Source organism: Mesorhizobium caraganae (assembly GCF_016836705.1).
Lineage (GTDB): Bacteria > Pseudomonadota > Alphaproteobacteria > Rhizobiales > Rhizobiaceae > Mesorhizobium > Mesorhizobium caraganae.
Window position 1 is genome coordinate 125443 of the sequence record NZ_JAFCGY010000009.1, and the last position, 20343, is coordinate 145785.

Here is a 20343-nt window from a genome sequence, read left to right on the forward strand (position 1 = left end):
TCCGTCGTTCCAAGGCGGACGGGAGGGCAGGGGTGCTCGTCCTTTAGTTGTCGAAAGCCCCTCCTTGAAATGTCGAAGGGATAACGCTCCTGGAGTGGTGCGAAGCAAAACTTTCGGCCAGTGTAATCATGCAACCAATTGCATTTGAATCGGTTTTAGGGACATTGCCGTGGCGGTGACGCCGCATCGCGTCCCCCATGCGGAATCTTCAATGAATATCCAGACAAATCCTGCCCAGATCGAAAAGACCAGCGCCAGCTTCCCGGCCATCACCGAAGAGCCGATACGCTCCAATTTCCTGCCAGAAGAGCGTCTGCGCGCGCTGGGCGACAGCCTCGCCAAGGGCGACGTCAAGGACCTGTTCGGCCTGACGCCTTTCGATTTCCAGGCCCGCATCCGCGACAGTGCCAAGAAAATCCTCGAAGTCTACCGCTCGACCAATGCCGCCCAGGCCAAGGGCGAAACCATTACGCCTGCCGCACAATGGCTGCTCGACAACAATTATCTGGTCGAGGAGACCATCTTTCAGGTCAAGCGCGACCTGCCGCGCCGTTTCTACCGGCAGTTGCCGACCCTGAAACTGTCCGATGGCGAGGCCGTGCCGCGCGCGCTGGCCTTGGCCTGGAGCTATGTCGCCCATTCCGACAGTTCGGTCTCGGCGACCATGTTCAAGGCAATCGTCGAAGGCTTTCAGTCGGTCGAGCCGCTGAAGATCGGCGAACTCTGGGCGCTGCCGTCGCTGCTGCGCTTCGTGCTGATCGAAAACCTGCGCCGCATCGCCGTGCGCGTCGACCGCACCAGGCAGATGCGCCACATCGCCAACGAGGTCGCCGACCGGGTTCTGGCGACCGACGACAATGCCGACCGGCAGAAGATCCTGTCGAGCTATGGCGCCCATGCCCAGGACACCACCTTTGCCACGCAGTTGCTCTACCGCCTGCGCGACGGCTCGCAAAATGCCGGCAGGGCGCTGGAATGGCTGGAGGTCGAGCTCGAGAAGACCGGCTCCGACGCCGAGGAAATCATCATTTCCGAGCATCGCACGCTGTCCAGCGGCAATGTCACCACCGGCAACATCATCCGCGGCCTGCGGCTTATCAACGACGTCGACTGGACGGTCTGGTTCGAAGGCGTCAGCCGCATCGACACGCTGCTGCGCGAGCGCACCGATTTCGCCGCGCTCGATTTCTTTTCGCGTGACCAGTACCGCACGTCGATCGAGCAACTGGCGCGCCGCTCGGATCTCTCCGAATTCCGCGTCGCCGAAAAGGCGATCGAGCTTGCCGGCCATGTCCCCGGCGTCACTGATGCCTCCGGCGTGCCGGATGCATCGGCCGATCCGACCATGCATACCGATGTCGGCTTCTTTCTGGTCGGCCCGCGCCGGCCGGATCTGGAAAAGGCGATCGGCTACCGGCCGCCTTTCTATGTGACTGTCAAGCGCGCCTTCACCAGCACCGGCTGGCTGGGCATCGTGGTGCCCGTCTTCCTGCTGACGGTGCTGCTGCTGGTTGTCTCAGGCAATGCGCTTGCCCATCTGGGGCTCTCGGTTCCCTCGATCACGTTGATGCTGGCGCTGTTTGCTGTGCCGGCCAGCGAAGGTGCGCTCGCCTTTTTCAACACTGTCGTTTCGCTGTTCCTGAAGCCGACGCGGCTGGTTGGTTATGACTACAAGCACGGCATCCCGGCTGCCTCACGCACGCTGGTCGTGGTTCCGTCGCTGATCGGCTCGCGCGACGATGTCGAGGAAAACATCCGCAACATCGAGGTGCATCACCTCGCCAATACCGCGGACGAAATCCATTTCGCGCTGCTATCCGATTGGCCGGATTCCAAGACAGAGATCGATGCCGCCGACATCGAGATCCTGCAATATGCGCGCGACGAGATCGCCAGGCTCAATGCCCGCTACCCCTCCGAGGGCGCGCCGCGTTTTTATATCCTGCATCGCCGCCGGCTCTACAACCAGGCGCAGGGCGCCTGGATGGGCTGGGAGCGCAAGCGCGGCAAGCTGCACGAGCTGAACCTTCTCTTGCGCGGCGACAGCGACACCACCTTCCTGCCGCTCGACGTGCCGCTGCCGGAAAAGGTCGTCTACGTCATGACGCTGGACGCCGACACGCGCACCACGCGCGACGCCGTGTCGTCGCTGGTCGGCAAGCTCGCCCATCCGCTCAACCGCCCGCATTTCGACGCGGCAAAGCGCGTCGTCACTGCCGGCTACACCATTTTGCAGCCGCGCATCACGGCATCGCTCACCAGCGGCGACGATGCCTCCTTCTTCCAGCGTGTCTTTTCGTCCAACAGCGGTCTCGACCCTTACGTCTTTGCCGTGTCAGATCTCTACCAGGACGTCTTCAGCGACGGCTCGTTCACCGGCAAGGGCCTCTATCACGTCGACGCCTTCGAGGCGGCGCTGAAGGGACGCATCGAGGAAAACACCATCCTCAGCCACGATCTGCTTGAAGGTGCGCTGGCCCGTGCGGCGCTCGTCACCGACGTCGAACTGGTCGAGGACTATCCGACCCGCTATTCGGTCGACGCCTCGCGCCATCACCGCTGGGCGCGTGGCGACTGGCAGTTGCTGCGCTTCATCTTCAGCCCGCGTTCCGGGGTGCCGGCGCTGTCGCGCTGGAAGATGATCGACAATCTGCGCCGCTCGCTGACCCCGATCTTCTGGGTGATGGCGGCGATCGCCGGCTGGACGCTGCTGCCCTTCACGCAGGCCGCGCAATGGCAGGCGCTGCTCATCCTCTCGCTGTTCATGGCGCCGACCTTCGATGTCATCAACGCCATCTTGCCCAAGAGTGGCGACCAGACGCCGCGCGGCCATTTCTCCGCTCTGGCGCGTGACACCGTCTTCGGCACCGCGTTGGTGGCGCTGAAAGTGCTTTTGATGGCGCACAATGCCTGGATGATGGGCGACGCCATCGTGCGCACGCTCTACCGCCTGTTCGTCAGCCGCCAGAACCTCCTGGAGTGGCGCACGGCGTCGCAGGCGCACAAGGGCGGCGACAACGACCTCGGCTCCTATTACAGCATGATGTATGGCGCCGTGATCATCGGCGTCGTCGGTCTCGCTATCCCCGTGCTGGCCGATTCCACCGGCGCCTTCGTCGCCTTCTTCTTCGCTTTGTTCTGGATCGGCTCGCCGGCCGTTGCCTGCTGGATCAGCCGTTCTGCCGAGACCGAGGACCGCCTGCGCATATCGCAGGCCGACATTCACGCACTGCGCACCGTGGCGCGCCGCACCTGGCATTATTTCGAAACCTTCGTCACCGCCGAGCATCACAACTTGCCGCCCGACAATTTCCAGGAAAGCCCTGCGCCGGTGGTGGCGCCGCGGACATCGCCGACCAATATCGGCGTCTATCTGCTGTCGGTGGTATCGGCGCGCGATTTCGGCTGGATTGCGCTCTCTGACGCCATCACTCGCATCGACGCGACAATGACGACCATCGAGAGCATGCCGCGCAATCGCGGTCATCTCTTCAACTGGTACGACACCACGACGCTGAAGCCGCTCTATCCGCTCTACATCTCGGCGGTCGACAGCGGCAATCTCGCCGGCCATCTGGTCGCGGTGGCGGCAGCCTGCGCCGAATGGGCGGAAGCCCCGTCCGTCCACCTGCAGGGCGATTTCGAAGGCGTCCTCGACACGGTGACCATCCTCGACGAGAGCCTCGAGGACCTGCCCGATGACCGCCGCCAGCTCCGCCCGCTGCGCCAGCGACTCGCCGACCGCCTCGACGGCATGCGGCGTGCCGTCCTGATCATCAAGGCGCAGCCGGAGATGGCCTCGATCCGCACCATCAATCTGGCCGTGCTTGCCGGCGAAATCCGCAAGCTCGCCACCGCCATTCACACCGAGGCCGGATCGCAGCGCAGCGATGTCATCGCCGACTGGGCAGCGCGGTTGGAAGCGACCTGCGAGGCGCATGTGCACGACTCGCACAGCGACGAGAACGCCGTCGAGGCCTTGCGCGCCAAGCTCTTGGCGCTGCGCGAGCGCTGCCGGCGCTATGCCTTCGAGATGGATTTCTCCTTCCTGATGCGGCAGGAAAGAAAACTGCTCTCGATCGGCTACCGGGTCGAGGAACACCAGCTCGACGAAAGCTGCTACGACCTGCTGGCGTCCGAGGCGCGGCTGACCAGCCTGTTTGCCATCGCCAAGGGCGATCTGCCGACCGAGCACTGGTTCCGGCTCGGACGGCCGATTGTCGAGATAGGCTTCCAGGGCGCGCTGATGTCCTGGTCGGGCTCGATGTTCGAGTATCTGATGCCGCCGCTGGTGATGAAGGAGCCGCAGGGCTCGATCCTCAACCAGACCAGCAAGCTGATCATCAAGCGCCAGATCCAGTATGCGCGCTCGAAGAACGTGCCGTGGGGCATTTCGGAAGCGGCCTACAACGCCCGCGACCGCGAACTGACCTACCAGTACACCAATTTCGGTGTGCCCGGACTTGGCCTCAAGCGCGGTCTTGGCCAGAACACGGTGATCGCGCCCTACGCCACGATCCTTGCAGCGCAGTTCACACCGCGCGAATCCGTCCAGAATCTCGCCCGGCTGCGCTCTATCGGCGCGATGGGCCGGCACGGCTATTATGACGCCGTCGATTTCACGCCGCAGCGCGTGCCGGAAGGCACCGACCACGCTGTCGTGCTGAACTACATGGCCCACCATTCCGGCATGTCGATCGCCGCCGTTGCCGACGCCATCTTCGAAGGCCGGCTGCGTGACCGCTTCCACAGCGATCCGGTGATCGAGTCTGCCGAACTCCTGCTGCAGGAGAGGGCGCCGCGCGACATCCCGACCGCCACCGTCAGGACAGAAGCCGACGAGCGCTCGAAGGACGAGACCGAGGTCGAGAGCCCGGATTCCCGCATTGTCCTCGACCCGCTGAAGGCGCTGCGCGCCACCAGCGTCATGTCCAACGGCCGTTACTCCGTCATGGTCTCGGCAACCGGCTCCGGCTACAGCCGCTGGGGCGAACTCGCCGTCACCCGCTGGCAGCCCGATCCGACCGAAGACCGGCTCGGTTCCTACATCTTCCTTAGGGATGCCGGCAGCGGCGACTGGTGGTCGGCCACCGCCGAGCCGAGGCAGGCGACCGGCGAGAGAGTGCAGACGCTTTTTTCCGACGACAAGGCGAGCTTCGTCAAAACAGTGGGTTCGCTGCGTTCGGAGGTCGAGTGCATCGTCATCTCGGAAGGCAATGGCGAAGGACGGCGCGTCACCCTTTACAATGACGGCGCTACCGACCGGCATATCGAGGTGACCTCCTTTGCCGAACTGGTGCTCGGCAACGAAGCTTCGGACAACGCCCATCCGGCATTCTCGAAAATGTTCATTGAGACCGAGATCGCTGCCAACAACGGCGCCATCTTCGCCACCAGGCGCAAGCGCGACAAGAACGAGCCCGACCTCACCATGGTGCATTTCGTCACCGATCCGTCGGGATCGGCACGCGATGCCGAGGCCGAGACCGACCGCCGCGCCTTTATCGGCCGTGGCCGCACCATCGCCGAGGCCGCCGCTTTCGATCCGGGCGCCAAACTTGGCGGCCATCATGGCTTCACGCTCGATCCGGTCGCGGCGCTGCGCCGCCAGGTGCGGGTGCCGGCCAACAAGAAGATCTCGCTGACCTTCTGGACCGCCGTTGGTGCCAACCGCGCCGAACTCGACGAAGCCATCGCCAGGCTCGACCATCCCGAAAGCTTCGCTCGCCAGGCGATGCTCGCCTGGACGCGTTCGCAGGTGCAGACCCGCCACCTTGGCCTCAGCCTGACCGACGCCGCCAATGTGCAGAAGCTGGCACGCTATCTGATCTATCCCGATCCGTTCCTGCGCCTGCCGGCCGAATCCATTGCTTCGGGGCTGGGCAAGCAGTCCAGCCTGTGGCCGACCAGCATCTCCGGCGATTTCCCGATCTTCCTGGTCCGCATCGGCGACGTCGCCGACCTCGAAATCGTCGCCCAGGCGCTGCGCTTCCAGGAGTATATGCGCGCCCGCGGCATGATGATCGACTTCGTCGTCGTCAATGAGCAGGCCTCGTCCTATGTGCAGGACCTGCAGCGCGCGGTCGAGACGCTGTGCGAAAACAGCCGCTTGCGCGGCAAGGAGCTCGGGCCGCGCCAGCATATCTTCGCGGTGCGCCGCGACCTGATGGACGAAGCGACCTACAAGACGTTGCTGGCCGTCGCCCGCGTCGTGCTGCACACCCGTAATGGCACCATCTTCGACCAGATCGAGCGCGCCGAGGCGGCAGCCTTGCAGGCCCGCGATGCCTTGCAGCCGGCGGGTGCTGCGACCCTTCGCGAAACGGCTCTGCCAGTGCCGGTGGCGCCTGCATACCATGCAGCGTCTGACGCCAGTGCCGACGGCAGCGGCCTCAGCCAATGGAACGGCTTCGGCGGTTTCGAAGGCGATGGCCGCCACTACGTCACCCGCCTTGCCGGCCGGCGCACGACGCCGCAGCCGTGGATCAACGTCGTCTCCAACGCCTCGTTCGGCTTCCATGTCTCGGCTGAGGGGGCCGCCTTCACCTGGAGCCGCAACAGCCGCGACTACCAGCTGACGCCGTGGTCGAACGATCCGGTCACCAACCGACCGGGCGAGGGCGTCTACATCCACGACTATGCAAGCGGCAAGGCGTTCTCGCCGCTTGCCGCTGTAGTGCGCGATCCCTCGATGACTTACGAGACATGGCACGGCCAGGGCTTTTCGACCTTCCGGTCGAAGCGCGGCCCGCTGTCGATGGATCTGACGCATGTGGTCGATCCCACCGATCCGGTGAAGATCACGCGGCTGCGCATCCAGAACTCGGGCTCGGCACCGGCGCGGCTGCGCGTCTATGCCTATGCCGAATGGGTTCTCGGCAGCCATCGTTCGAGCACGGCGGCCACCATCATCCCGTCGAGGGATTCGGCGACCGGCGCGCTCTTGGCGCAAAACCCGTACGGGCTCGATTTCGGCGACCGGGTGGCCTTCCTGGCCGCTGCCGGGCCGGTGCATTCGGTGACAGCCGATCGCGGCGAGTTCATCGGCAGGCAGGGCACCAGCGCCTTCCCGCACGCCGTGGTCAGCGGCGCCGGCCTGTCGGGCCGCGTCGAGGCAGGCGATGATCCTTGCGCGGCTGTCGCCAGCGACGTCGACATCCCCGCCGGGGGCGACGTCACGCTCGTCTGGCTGCTCGGCGATGCCGCCAATCCGGCCGAAGCGAGCGCGCTGGTGCAGACCCATTCGGGCAAGGATTTTGACCAGCGGCTTGCCGACAATGAACGCGTCTGGCGCGGCTTCCTCGACACCATCCAGGTCGAGACGCCGGACAAGGCGCTCGACGCCATGGTCAACCACTGGCTGCCGTATCAGAGCCTGGCCTGCCGCATCCGCGCCCGCTCGGCCTTCTACCAGGCGAGCGGCGCCTTCGGCTTCCGCGACCAGCTGCAGGACACGCTGGCCCTGCTGGCGCATGATCCGAAGCTGGCGCGCGACCAGATCCTCAACGCGGCGCGCCGGCAGTTCCCCGAAGGCGACGTCCAGCATTGGTGGCTGCCGCGCACCGACGCCGGCGTGCGCACCCTGATCTCGGACGACGTGGTCTGGCTGGCGCACGCCACCAACAGGTACATCGAGGTGACTGGCGATACAGGGATACTCGAGGAGCAGCTGCCCTTCATCGACGGGCAGGTTCTGGGCGAGGGCGAGCATGATGCTTTCTTCACCCCCGAGATCTCCAAGACGCATGCCTCGCTCTACGACCATTGCGCGCGGGCGCTCGACCTTGCGGTCAAGCGCAGCAGTCCGGCCGGGCTGCCGCTGATCCTCGGCGGCGACTGGAACGACGGCATGAACCGCGTCGGCGAGCAAGGCAAAGGCGAGAGCGTATGGCTTGGCTGGTTCCTGCTGAAGACGCTTGGCGACTTTGCGGCTGTCGCCAAGGGGCAAGGCGACACCAAGCGGGCTCAGGCCTGGACAAAACAGGCCGACGTGCTGAAGCGAGCACTGGAGAGCACCGCCTGGGACGGCCAATGGTACCGGCGCGGCAGCTACGATGACGGCACGCCGCTCGGCTCGCACAATTCGGACGAGTGCAAGATCGACTCGATCGCGCAGTCGTGGAGCGTGCTCTCCGGCGAGGGCGACCCGGCGCGCTCGACCACGGCGATGCAGCAGGCGACGAACTTGCTGGTCGACGACAAGCTCAAGATCGTCAAGCTGTTCACCCCGGCCTTCCAGAACACGCAAAAGGACCCCGGCTACATCAAGAGCTACCCGCCTGGCGTGCGCGAGAACGGCGGCCAGTACACCCACGCAGCGACCTGGTTCGTCATCGCGCTCGCCGAAATGGGCCGCACCGACGATGCCTATCGCTGCTTCTCGATGCTGAACCCGGTCAACCATGCGCTCGACGATGCGTCGGCCGAGCACTACCGGGTCGAGCCCTACGTCGTCGCCGCCGACATCTATTCGGGTGAAGGCAAGGGCGGTCGGGGTGGCTGGACCTGGTACACGGGCTCAGCCGGATGGCTCTACCGTGCCGCCGTCGAAGGCATTCTGGGCATCGAGCGGCGCGGCAAGCAGATCACGTTCCGGCCCAAACTGCCCAGCCACTGGGACGGTTATTCGGCAACGCTCAAGATGCTGGGGGCCGAGGTCCAGGTTCGCGTCATCCGCGACAAAAAGGCCAAGACCATCTCGCTCGAAGTCAATGGAACCAAGACAAAGTCTTCCGGCTTTGAGCCGAAAGCCGGTGAAAAGACCGAGGTGGTCGTCAAGATACCAGCGTAAAATCAAAGGCTTGAACCAATTTGCGCGCGCCTTTCAGGGCGCGCGTTTCTATTTGGTCATGCGCATAGCGCAAAGCAGCCCTGCTTCTTATGTATTGGCGCTGCCGGGGTGGATGATTAAAAATGTGGCAGCCTTGGGCACATGCCATGATTTTGCCGCAAGACTGACATTTCACCTTTTATCTCAAACCGTTAGGTGATCACGGCAGATTTCGCAGCGTCGTCATCTTTTGTTCGCAGAATGGGAACGGAAGAGGTAGACGGGCATTGTTTTGCGACCCGTTAACCGATACGTGTCAAGAAATGGTGCAGTGCACAATGAATGTTTGGGCGGAGTAGCTGAAGTGTCACTTCTGCAAATCTACTGGAGAGCGCTGGGTTATCTCGCAGCCGACAGGAAACGCGTTGCGTTGATCTGCGGTGCGAATGTCGTGCTTGCCATCATCGCCATCCTCGAGCCGATCATGTTCGGTCGGGTGATCGACGCCATCTCCGATAAGGGTTCGGTGTTTTCGACGCTGGCTCTCTGGGCCGGCCTCGGCGCCTTCAACATCATTGCCTTCGTGCTGGTGGCGCGTGGCGCCGACCGCTTTGCCCACAAGCGCCGCAGCGAAGTGCTGTGCCAGTCTTTCGAGCGCGTGATCACCATGCCGCTTGCCTGGCACCATCAGCGCGGCACCTCCAACGCGCTGCACACGCTGCTGCGCGCTGTCGAGACGCTGTTCAGCCTGTGGCTTGAATTCATGCGCCAGCATCTGTCGACGGCCGTTGCGCTTGCTCTGCTGATCCCCACCGCGATCACCATGGATCTGCGCATGTCCATGGTGCTGATGGGCCTTGGCGTTCTCTATGTCGGTATCGGCCGCCTGGTGATGAAGCGCACCAAGGCAGGCCAGGCCGCCGTCGAGCGCCACTATCACAAGGTGTTTGCGCATGTGACCGACTCGGTCAGCAACGTCGCCGTGCTGCAGAGCTACAACCGTCTCGGCCATGAGGCCGATACGCTGCGCCGCTACGTCAAGAACCTGCTCGATGCGCAGAACCCCGTGCTCGACTGGTGGGCGATGGCCAATGCGCTGCACCGCCTGTCGTCGACCATTTCGATGATGGTCGTGCTGCTGATCGGCGCTTATCTCGTCACCCATGGCCAGCTCAAGATCGGCGACGTCATCGCCTTCACCGGCTTTGCCACGCTGCTGATCGCTCGTCTCGACCAGATGTCGGCTTTCGCCAACCAGATTTCGGAAGCCCGCGCCAAGCTCGAGGACTTCTACCATCTCGAGGACTCTGCCGCCGACGCCGCCGAGCCGGATGGCCTCCGCGATCTCACCGATGTCACCGGCCATATCCGCTTCGAGAATGTCGGCTTCGAGTTCGGCAATTCGGGGCAGGGCATCGATGACGTCTCGTTCGAGGTCCAGGCTGGCCAGACCGTTGCCATCGTCGGCCCGACCGGCGCCGGCAAGACGACGCTGATCAATCTGTTGCAGCGCGTTTTCTCGCCGTCCCACGGCCGTATCCTGATCGACGGCATCGACACCCGCACGGTGACCCGCAAGTCGCTGCGCCACTCGATCGCCACCGTGTTCCAGGATGCCGGCCTGCTCAACCGCTCGATCGAGGACAACATCCGTGTCGGCCGCGCCGAGGCGACCTATGACGAAGTCCATGCCGCCGCCAATGCTGCCGCTGCCCAGGATTTCATCCTGGCCAAGAGCGCCGGCTACGACACCGTCGTCGGCGAGCGTGGCGGCCAGCTTTCGGGCGGCGAGCGTCAGCGTATCGCCATTGCCCGCGCCGTGCTGAAGGACGCACCGATCCTGGTGCTCGACGAGGCGACCAGCGCGCTCGACGTGGAGACCGAGGACCGCGTCAAGGAAGCGATCGATGAACTGCGGCGCAACCGCACCACCTTCATCATAGCCCACCGCCTGACCACCGTTCGCGACGCCGATCTGGTCGTGTTCATGGACAAGGGCAAGGTGGTCGAGATGGGCGGTTTTGCCGAACTGTCGCTGCGGAACGGCCGTTTCGCCAGCCTGCTGCGCGCCGGCGGCCTGCTCAACGACGAGGAAGTCCGCCGCCTCAGCCGCACTGTGAATATCGAAGCGGCGTGATCCCAAGGTTTTCCCTTCTCCCCTTGTGGGGTGAGCAGCCGGTTCGCGTAAGCGAATTCATCGTGCCGGTGGCACGATGAAAGGCCGGCGAACGCCGGGACGCTGCGGAGCAGCGGGGACCCGGCCGGGAGGATCGGCAGCCCCCGCCCGGCCCTTCGCAGGCTCAGGGCGTTCGAAGCTCGAAAAGCCAAGCAGTTGGCTTTTCGTCCGCTAACGCGGACCGCTTCTCACCCCTGCGACACTCCCTCGATTGCCCCAAAGCCGCCGCCGGTCTATTTAGGTCCGCATGAGCGACACCTCTTCACGCCTCACCGGCTGGATCGACCTCGCCAACCCGACGCGCTTCGTCGGGCTGGCCGACAGGCTGGTGCCGTGGCTGGCGTCCATCGCCGCGATCCTGCTCGCTGTTGGCCTCTATATGAGCTTTGCCGCGCCTGAGGATTTCCAGCAGGGCATCACGGTGCGCATCATGTACATCCACGTGCCTTTCGCCTGGCTCGCCATGATGTGCTACACGGTCATGGCGGTTGCAGCGCTCGGCACGCTGGTCTGGCGCCATCCGCTGGCCGACGTCGCGCTGAAATCGGCCGCCCCGATCGGCGCCACCTTCACCGCGCTTGCGCTGGTCACCGGCTCCATCTGGGGCAAGCCGATGTGGGGCACCTGGTGGGTGTGGGATGCGCGCCTGACGTCTGTGTTCGTGCTCTTTCTCATGTATCTCGGTATCATCGCGCTGACGCGTGCGCTGGATGATGCCAGCCGCGCCGCCTGGGCTGCCGCCATCATCACGCTGGTCGGCTTCATTAACATCCCGATCATCAAATTCTCGGTCGACTGGTGGAACACGCTGCACCAGCCGGCTTCGGTGTTCCGGCTCGGCGGCCCGACCATCGATCCCAGCCTGCTGTGGCCGCTGCTGGTAATGGCGCTCGGCTTCACCGTGCTGTTCTTCGCCCTGCATTTGACGGCGATGCGCACGGAGATTTTCCGCCGGCGGGTGATTGCGATGCGCAGGGTTGCAGCGCGGCAGGCTAACTGAGTTACGCCGAGCTCCGTCACACCCCCCCTCTGTCCTGCCGGACATCTCCCCCTCAAGGGGGGAGATTGGCAGTCCGTGCGTCCCGCCAACTTTCAGATATCGGAGATTGGCGACGGTCGAGGCGACATCTGATCCCCCCCTTGAGGGGGAGATGGCCGGCAGGCCAGAGGGGGGTGCTGTCCCGCCGTCGTCCGAATGAATTTTGCCCGAGCACAAGCTCCAAAAGCTTCACCCCATACGCCCACGCGCCACCACCGGCAGCGTTTCCAGCACCTTGTCGCAGTCGATGAGATGCACCTGGTCGAACAGGTTGGTCACCACGCAGCAATGATCCGGCACCACGCGTACGCGCTCGCCGATACGCAGGCTTGCACCATTTCCAAGCGTGACCGTGCCGTGCTCTTCGCTGAGGCCGGTGACGCGGGCGCCGGGCATGCCGAGCAACTCGCCAAACTCGGGCAATCCCAGCGTGTCGCTGGACAGCGCCTTGCTGCCGCTGTCCAGAATGGCGCGGGTCGGCGTCGGATGGCTGACCACGGTTGCAAGCACCGTCAGCGCGCAATCGTCGAGCGTGCCGACGCCTTTGGCGACCTGGTAGCGGTCGAGATAGATGTAGGTGCCGGGACGGTATTCGGTGACCACGCTGTCTTCGCCGGAGCGCCACATGTCAGGCGTGCCGCCGCTGGAGATACGATCACAGGCGAGACCCGACGCCGCAAGCGCCTGCTTGGCGCCAACCAGCCATGCTTCGGCCTCGGCAGCGCGGCCGGCCGCCGGATAGGTCATCAGTCCGCCGAAGGTGAGCCCCTTGGCCTGATCGATCACTTTCGCCAGCGCCAGGGCCTCGGCGGTGCTCTGCACGCCGCAGCGGCCCATGCCGGTGTCACATTCGACCAGAACGGGCAGGGGATGGCCGGCATCGGTGAAGGTGGCGGCGAGCCCTTGCAGCGTTTCGCGGCTGTCGGCCGTCACTGACAGCGTCACACGGCCATGCAACGCCTTGAGGCGCTCCAGCTTGGCGCGGCCTAAAATGTTGTAGGGCAGAAAGATGTCGGAGAGCCCGGCATCGGCCATCACCTCAGCCTCGCCGATCTTCTGGCAGGTGATGCCGACGGCACCCGCCGCCACCTGCTTCTTGGCCCAGTAAGGCAGCTTGTGCGTCTTGATGTGCGGCCTGAGTTTTAGCCCGTGGCGGTCGGCATGCGCCTGCGCTCTAATGATGTTGGCTTCGGCGCGGGCCGCATCGATCAGGATCGCCGGCGTGTCGAGGTCGTCTATGCCTTGCATGAATGTCACCTTGGGAAATTTGGCTGGACTTATGGCCCCGATCGGCCCGGATGTCATGAGGCCAGTATGCAGTTTGCGTCGACACCGCAAAGCAGTTCGGCTATGCGCTTTAGGCAGGAACGCGACGCCAAGGGATCACGACCATGAAACGCTCAACCGTCAACGACATCATCCGCGATGCCGACGCCTTTATCCGCTCGTTCGGCTACATCATGCCGCCCTTCGCCTACTGGAGCCCGGAAGAGATGAAGGCGCGCAAGGCTGACTCCGCGGCTATTTTCACCTCGCGGCTGGGCTGGGACATCACCGATTACGGCCAGGAGAAATTCGACGAACTCGGCCTGTTCCTGTTCACCGTGCGCAACGGCGTCTATGCCGACATGAAGAAGGGCATGGGCATGCTCTATGCCGAGAAGATCATGATCTCGCGCAAGGACCAGCTGTCGCCGATGCACCGCCACAACATCAAGGCCGAGGACATCATCAACCGCGGCGGCGGCAAGCTGGTGCTGGAACTGTTCATGCACGATCGCGACGGCGGCATTGATCCGAAGGCCGAAGTCTCGGTGCCGGTCGACGGCACCATCCACAGGCTGCCGGCGGGCGGGCTCCTGAAGCTTGACCCGGGCCAGAGCGTTACGCTGATGCCCGGCGTCTGGCACGCCTTCTGGGCCGAGGGCAGGGACGTGCTGATCGGCGAGGTCTCGACCGTTAATGACGATTTGACCGACAACGTCTTCCGCGAACCGATCGGCCGCTTCTCCAACATCGACGAGGACGTCGCGCCGCTGCACCTGCTGGTGTCCGACTATGAGAAGTGGGTGGGGTAGGCGAGAGGCACTCCATTTCATCGGCTGGTGCTGCCCCTCATTGCCCTGCCGGGCATTTCTCCCCGTATAGTGACGGGGAGAAAGATGCCGTCGCGGATGGTTTCGCCAATATCCAGCTTTGCAGAATAGGCGCGGCGCTGCGGCCAGCTCTCTTCTCCCCGTCACTATACGGGGAGAAGGTGCCGGCAGGCGGATGAGGGGCAGCGCTGGCGTTCCGTGATTGTTACCAGGCGCTTAGAGTGCCTTCCTACCGCTGATACTTGTCCGCCTTGCGTGTTCCCAGCAAAAGCTTGCGTTCGAGCTGTGCCCGCAGCTCGCCATAATAGGCGGTGAGGAAAGCCCGGGAATCTCCCGGCTCGATCATCATGCCGATCTTGCGCCCGATCGTTTCGGCCACGGCCTTCAGCGCGACATAGTCCTCGCGGCGCAGGACCTCTTCCAGCTTGTGCAGTTCGGCGATGCCATAGGCATCGAGCTGCGCCTGGGTGAAGCGGAAGGCACGTGCGTTCTGGCGTTGCGACAGGTCCTCGACCAGCGCCAGTTTCGGCGCCTCGACCACCCAGGTTCCGGCCAGCAGATCGCCGATGCGCATGCGGTCGCGGTTGAACAGCGGGAAGAGCGCAAACAACAGCGCCCACACCAGCCCGAAGATTGTCGACAGCGTGTCGGCGAGCCCCATCTCGCTGCGGCCGAGGATGATCGACAGCGGCAGGAAGATCTCGATCTCGCGCATCAGATTGCGGGCGATGACCTGATCGACCGACAGGCCGGCGCCGCTGCGTGACGCCACCCGGATGCCGAGCGTCCTTTTGCCGGGCGTGGCGGCGCGGCGGCCGGCCTCGAAGACGATGAAATAGGCGTTGCGCAGGAAGAAGATCAGGATGATCCAGACGATGAACAGCGGCTGCGCCCCTTCGCCGTTGAGGCCGGCCAGCCCGAACAGCGCGACGATCGTGATCACGACGGCGGTGACGATGATGATCACAAAGTCGAGCAGGAAGGCGGCCGCGCGTGTGCCGGCATCGGCGAGCTTGATCCGGAGATCGACGCCTTCCGGCGTGATCAGCGGCCGTATCGTCGAGACGGCAGCGCGCCTAGCGGTCGCCATGCCGCACCACCCTGAACAAATAGAAATAGCAAAGCCACAAGGTCAGCATGCCGCCGCCAATGGCATAGCGCGTCACGTCGCTGGTGATGACCTGCCTGCCGATGCCTTCGAGCAGGCCGGCACACAAAAGCATGATCGTCACCCCAACCATAGTGGTGGCCGCCACGCGCCCGGCATCGGCCGCGGCCGTCATCCGGGTCAGTTCGCCGGGGAAGGCGATGCGCGTGCCGATGCGCATGCCGGCAGCGCCCGCCAAGGCTATTGCAAACATCTCGGTGGTGCCGTGGATGGACAGCCATCCGCCCAACTCCACGCCCAGCCCCTTGGCGACATAGATCTGGAACATCGCGCCGAGAAGGCAGCCATTCATCAGGATCAGCAGCACGCTCGGCACCGCGAAGGCAAAGCCGAGCGCGAAGGCCAGGATCGCCACCTGGACATTATGAGTGAACAGATAGGCGGCGAAGCCCGACAGGAAATTGCTGTCGGCGCCGTCGTAGAGCACCTGCCGCAGCACTTCGACTGAGGCGTCCGGGTTGCGCCCGCCGGCGAGACTCGGCGGAATGATGGCATCGAACCAGCCCTTGTCTTTCGCCACCAGCCAGTAGCCGGCGCCGAAGCCGACAAAGGTCAGGACGACCGACAGCGAGGTTTCGCGCCACAAATCGCGAATGGCATGCGGCCAATCATGCAGGAAGAAATCGCCGATGCGCTGCCGGAGGCTCCGACGCGCGCCATAGAGATAGAAATAGCCGCGCAGGCAGAGCGCTTCGAGATAGCCGACCAGCGCATTGTCGAGCGACGTCGCCCGCGCCACCGAGAGCGAGGACAGCGCCGAGCGGTAGAGCAGCGGCAGCGACAAAAGCTCGTCTTCCGACAGCGTACGCGGCGCGCGTTTCTCGACCCGGGCAAGCAGCGCCTCGAACGCCTTCCAGTCGGCCTCGCGTTCCGAACGGAAGCTCGCCAGCGACTGGCGCACGGCATCCTTGCCGACCAGCGCGCTCACAACAGATCCTCCTGCTTGAGCTCGAGATAGCGCTCAACCAGCGCCGGCCCCAGCCTTTGATGGTCGGCCTCGATGACATGCGCGCCGAGCAGCCGCAGCCTGCCGATGACGACCTGTCTTTCGCGCAACAGCCCACCGGCGACGACCGAGCGCGCTACATCCTCTGGTGTGTCCGGCGGCATGTCGGCCAGTGTCTCCAACTCGACATCCTTCATCATCATGAACAGCACCAGATGCCGTTCGGTGAGCCGGCCGACGGTGCGCAGCATCAGTTCGGCGCTGATCGGATCGACGAAATCGGTGAAGATGATCACCAGCGAACGTCGGTCGAGCCGCGCCGCAAGCGTGGTCAGCGCCAAAGTGAAATTGGTCTCTTCGGTGGAATAGTCGATCTCGGCCGCGCGCTTCTGGATCATGGCGAAGCTGGCCGAGCCGCGCACGGCGCCGCTGGAAACGCGCGGCCGCGCATCGAAGCCGAACAGGCTGATCATGTCGCCGCCCTTCAGCGCAATGAACGCCGTCAGCAAGGCGGCAGTGACGGCGCGGTCGACCTTCGGCACGCCGTCGACGGGCTCGCACATCAGCCGGCCGCTATCGATGGCCAGCACGATGTTGTTGTTCTCCTCGATGCGGAACTCGCGCGCCAGAAGCCTGCCGTGACGGGCGCTACGCTTCCAGTCGATCATGCGCCGGCCCATGCCGGGCTGGTAGTCTTTCAGCGCCTCGAATTCGCGGCCCTGGCCGGCGCGGCGTTGCGCATGGCCGTCTGGCAGCGACTGGCGCTGCAGAAGCGTGATCGCCTCGTCGCGGGCGCTGCGGATGTCAGGCAGCACCGCGACCTTGTTGTCCATCGGCAGGACGACCTGATTCCAGACCAGACCGAACGGCCCGCGCCAGCGCACCCACAGGCGATCGAACCTGGCCATGCCGCGCCGCAGCGCCTGGAATTTGAGGTCGAGCGATGCGCTGCCGGCCTCAGCAGTCAATGCGCCGCCGGTGCCGCCCAGCGGCTCCAGTCGCTCATCATGGCCGAGACGCGCCTGCACCGCGCGCGGACGTCCGCTGAGCCTGGCGGTGACATTGACGGTGAACTGGCCGCCGACGCTGACTTGCGGCGGTGCATGGATGGTGGCGTCCAGGGAAGCGCGTCCGCGCCCGGCGGCCGCGTCCACAGCCAGGAAAGCAAGCAGCACGCAGATCCACAGCAGGCCGAGATACCACAGCGACGGCAGCGCGAGCGCGATCAGGAAGGCCGGTATTGCCCCTGCCGCACCTGCCCAGACTGCCCGGCCGCTCGGATAGATCAACGTGGCGCTTCCGTCTGGTCAACAAGGTCGGTGACTATCTGCTCGACCAGGCGGCCGTCGATCTGCGCCGCCGGCGAAAGGATCACGCGATGGCGCAACGCCGGCACGGCAAGTGCCTTGACGTCGTCGGGGATGACATAGGCACGGCCGTCGAGTGCTGCCCGGGCGCGTGCGGCTCTCGCCAGCATGGCGCCGGCGCGCGGGCTGGCGCCAACCTCGAGGTCCGGGCTGGCGCGCGTCGCCCGCACCAGCCTGGCGATATAATCGACGACATCGTCGACCAGCGTGACCTCGCCGACCGTCGCCAGCGCCTTTTCCAGCGTCTTGCGGTCGGCCTGGGCGGTGATGCCGTATTGCTTGATATCGTGCGAGGCGCTGCCGCCGCCGTGGTGGATGATGATCGCCTTTTCTTCTTCAGGGCCGGGGTAGCTCACCCGGTGCTTGAACAGGAAGCGGTCAAGCTGGGCCTCGGGCAGGGGATAGACGCCCTGGTGTTCGATCGGGTTCTGCGTCGCCACCACCATGAAATTCTGGCCGAGCGAATGGGTGGTGCCGTCGAAGGTGACGGCATGCTCCTGCATCGCCTCCAGAAGGGCGGCCTGGGTCTTTGGCGGTGTGCGGTTGATTTCGTCGGCAAGCAGCAGGTCGCAGAAGATTGGACCGTGCGTCAGCGTGAATTGCCCGGTCTGGAAATTGTAGATGTTGGAGCCGACGATGTCGCCGGGCATCAGGTCGGGAGTGAACTGGATGCGGCCATAGGCGACGCCCAGCGCCTGGGCAAAGCAGCGCGCCGTCATCGTCTTGGCTGTGCCCGGCGGTCCCTCGAGCAGAATATGCCCGCCGGCGAACAATGCCGTCAGCATCAGATCGACCGTATCGTGTTGCCCGGTGATGGCCTTGGCCACCTCTTCCCTGATCTGTGTCGCCAGGGCCTTCACATCATCGACGTTCACCGAGCCTCCTTGCCGTCCAGTCATGCAGCTTTTCGGCTGCCTCGTGCATTTGTGTCAGGGTCTTTGCCGCGTCGGCGGCTTGCAGGCGGGTCGTGAAACCGCCGGGTTCGTCCTTATCGCGGGAATCGAGCCAGCGGTCGAGCGCTTCGCCCTGCAAACCATGCGGCGCGCCGAGCAAAGCGCCGGCGCGCACCCGCGCCAACGCGCCATAGCGGTCGCCCAGTTCCTCCAGCCGGCCAGCGCGGCGCAACAGCATCGCCGTGGTGTCGACCAGCGCGCGCTTGCCGAAGGCGATGGCGCGCTGATCGGCCCGCGGCGGCCCGAACCGGCCAAGGCCATGCAGGAACGCCAGCGCCGCCGCCGCCAGGATGGTCAGCGTCAGCGCCAGGAAAGGCGGTTCGACCAGAAGCTTGGCGAGGTCGTATTTTCGCCCGAAACCGTGCAGCGTCAGGTCGAACATCACCGCACCCTCTTCGGACTGCAGGAACTCGATCAGCTTCAGCGCCGCCGCTGCCTTGTCGGGATCCTTGAGCGCGGCATTGTTGATCAGGTCGGGGTCGGTCAGGATGTAGAACCGCTCGTCTTCCACCTCGGTCAGCACCGCCTTGCCTTTGCCGGCGGCAATCAGCGGGGTTTCGTCGGCCACCCATTGCAGTTGGTCGGGAACGGTAACCGTCTGACCTGCCACATCGAGTTGCTTGACCGTGGTCTCGCCCCCGCCGAGCTTGGCCTTGGTGATGCGGCCGAGCCAGTCGTTCACCACGACGGCCGGCAGCCGCTCGATCTTCATCTCCCAGCCCTCATGCTGGAACAGCGGCAAGGTCGCCCATTTGGGCAGCACGAACAGCGTATCCATACCCTTGCGAAGCTTGATGATGTTGGCGAGCGCATCTGGATCGCTGTCGGGTGAGATGGTGACGACCAGCAGCATTTCGGTCTCAAGATCGCTGTCGGACCGCGCCATATCGGGGGCTTCGCCGGTCAGCTTCAGCCACTCCGCCAGGCCTGCATAGCCGATGCCGCTCTTAGACAGTGGCGTCGCGCCGCCGACGTTGGGCTGACGGAAGTCAGGGGCATAGGTGGACAGCAGGAAGAAGCCCGCCGCCGCGAGCAAGCTGGCAAAAATGCCCCAGAACAGCGTCCTTCGGCTGAACGGTTCCTGCTGGGCGATGTCGGCCGTCGCGGCACTCACACCCAGGCATCCCTGAAGACGAATCGCTCATAGGCGCCGCGCGCCTCTTGCCAGCCCTCGGGGCCGACCGGCCGGCGCGCGAACAGCGCCGCCTCGACGATGCGTGCGATCTGAGTAAAGGCGCCGCGCGCCCGTGTCGGGATCGACGCCGCGCTGGCGATGTCGCGCGCGGTCAGCGACGGACGCAGGAAGTCGGGCAGGCGCCCGGCAATGTCGGCGACACTGCGGCGAAGCAAAAGATGCACCGCCTCGTCATACTCGCCGCGGGCAGCCAGCGCATCGGCTTCCGACAACAGGATCTGGGCCGCACCGACGTCGGGACGCCACGTCGCCTCAGCCTCGGTCACGCTCTTCTTGCGCCGCCACGGCAGGCGCCAGGCAACGCCTTTCACCTCGAGCAAAATCAGCAACAGGATGATCGCGGCACCTGTGATCACGGCGCCCCAGAACAGGTAGATCATGTAGGGGCCAAGCCATTTCAGGAACTCGCCAAACGGCTTCAGCCACTCGGGGGGCTGGGGCTGCACATAGGCCGGCAGGTCGAACTGGATCGAATCGTCCGACAGCAACTGCTTGTGCAGTTTGGCCAGCCATTCGGCTTGCGCAGCGTCCGGCTGTGCGGCAGTCACCTTTTCGCCCCCATGCAACCCGCGGTTCGCGCGCCGACACTGACAATGCAGCGCAACATTTGCAAGTGGGCTAGACGCCGCTCGC

11 protein-coding genes are annotated in these 20343 nt (G+C 64.6%); 4 read left to right on the forward strand and 7 right to left on the reverse strand.

Annotated elements, in window-relative coordinates; genetic code table 11:
- The first annotated feature begins 211 nt into the window (after positions 1–211).
- The 3 genes from JQK88_RS18085 (at position 212) to JQK88_RS18095 (ending at position 11946) form a co-directional block, all read left to right on the forward strand.
- A complete protein-coding gene (locus JQK88_RS18085; protein ID WP_203279004.1) occupies positions 212–8791 on the forward strand; it encodes a glycoside hydrolase family 94 protein in 8580 nt (2859 codons plus the stop codon).
- Between the two features lie 343 nt (positions 8792–9134).
- Positions 9135–10907 (forward strand): glucan ABC transporter ATP-binding protein/ permease, encoded by a 1773-nt coding sequence (locus tag JQK88_RS18090; RefSeq protein WP_203279005.1) that lies wholly within the window; start codon positions 9135–9137, stop codon positions 10905–10907.
- Between the two features lie 286 nt (positions 10908–11193).
- Positions 11194–11946, forward strand: coding sequence for a heme ABC transporter permease (locus JQK88_RS18095; protein WP_192253021.1), 753 nt, complete (start codon positions 11194–11196; stop codon positions 11944–11946).
- Positions 11947–12174: 228 nt separating this feature from the next.
- On the opposite strand, the gene JQK88_RS18100 is transcribed toward JQK88_RS18095, so the two are convergent.
- Entirely contained in the window at positions 12175–13233 is a 1059-nt protein-coding gene (locus tag JQK88_RS18100) for a D-TA family PLP-dependent enzyme (protein WP_192253024.1), read from the reverse strand.
- A gap of 143 nt (positions 13234–13376) precedes the next feature.
- On the opposite strand from JQK88_RS18100, the gene JQK88_RS18105 reads away from it, so the two are divergent.
- Positions 13377–14063 (forward strand): D-lyxose/D-mannose family sugar isomerase, encoded by a 687-nt coding sequence (locus JQK88_RS18105; protein WP_203279006.1) that lies wholly within the window; start codon positions 13377–13379, stop codon positions 14061–14063.
- 247 nt (positions 14064–14310) lie between these two features.
- On the opposite strand, the gene JQK88_RS18110 is transcribed toward JQK88_RS18105, so the two are convergent.
- Genes JQK88_RS18110 through JQK88_RS18135 form a run of 6 tightly spaced genes read right to left on the reverse strand, consistent with a single transcriptional unit; the run spans position 14311 to position 20258 of the window.
- Entirely contained in the window at positions 14311–15171 is an 861-nt protein-coding gene (locus JQK88_RS18110) for an RDD family protein (RefSeq protein WP_203279007.1), read from the reverse strand.
- Positions 15158–16177 (reverse strand): stage II sporulation protein M, encoded by a 1020-nt coding sequence (locus JQK88_RS18115; RefSeq protein WP_203279008.1) that lies wholly within the window; start codon positions 16175–16177, stop codon positions 15158–15160. Before JQK88_RS18115 ends, JQK88_RS18110 begins: the two co-directional genes overlap by 14 nt.
- A complete protein-coding gene (locus JQK88_RS18120; protein ID WP_203279009.1) occupies positions 16174–17484 on the reverse strand; it encodes a DUF58 domain-containing protein in 1311 nt (436 codons plus the stop codon). Before JQK88_RS18120 ends, JQK88_RS18115 begins: the two co-directional genes overlap by 4 nt.
- Positions 17481–18437: an AAA family ATPase gene (locus tag JQK88_RS18125; RefSeq protein WP_203279010.1), complete on the reverse strand. Its 957-nt coding sequence runs from the start codon at positions 18435–18437 to the stop codon at positions 17481–17483. Before JQK88_RS18125 ends, JQK88_RS18120 begins: the two co-directional genes overlap by 4 nt.
- Positions 18424–19629, reverse strand: coding sequence for a DUF4350 domain-containing protein (locus JQK88_RS18130; protein ID WP_203279011.1), 1206 nt, complete (start codon positions 19627–19629; stop codon positions 18424–18426). Before JQK88_RS18130 ends, JQK88_RS18125 begins: the two co-directional genes overlap by 14 nt.
- Positions 19626–20258: a DUF4129 domain-containing protein gene (locus tag JQK88_RS18135; RefSeq protein WP_203279012.1), complete on the reverse strand. Its 633-nt coding sequence runs from the start codon at positions 20256–20258 to the stop codon at positions 19626–19628. The genes JQK88_RS18130 and JQK88_RS18135 overlap by 4 nt, the downstream gene beginning before the upstream one ends.
- Positions 20259–20343: the final 85 nt, after the last annotated feature.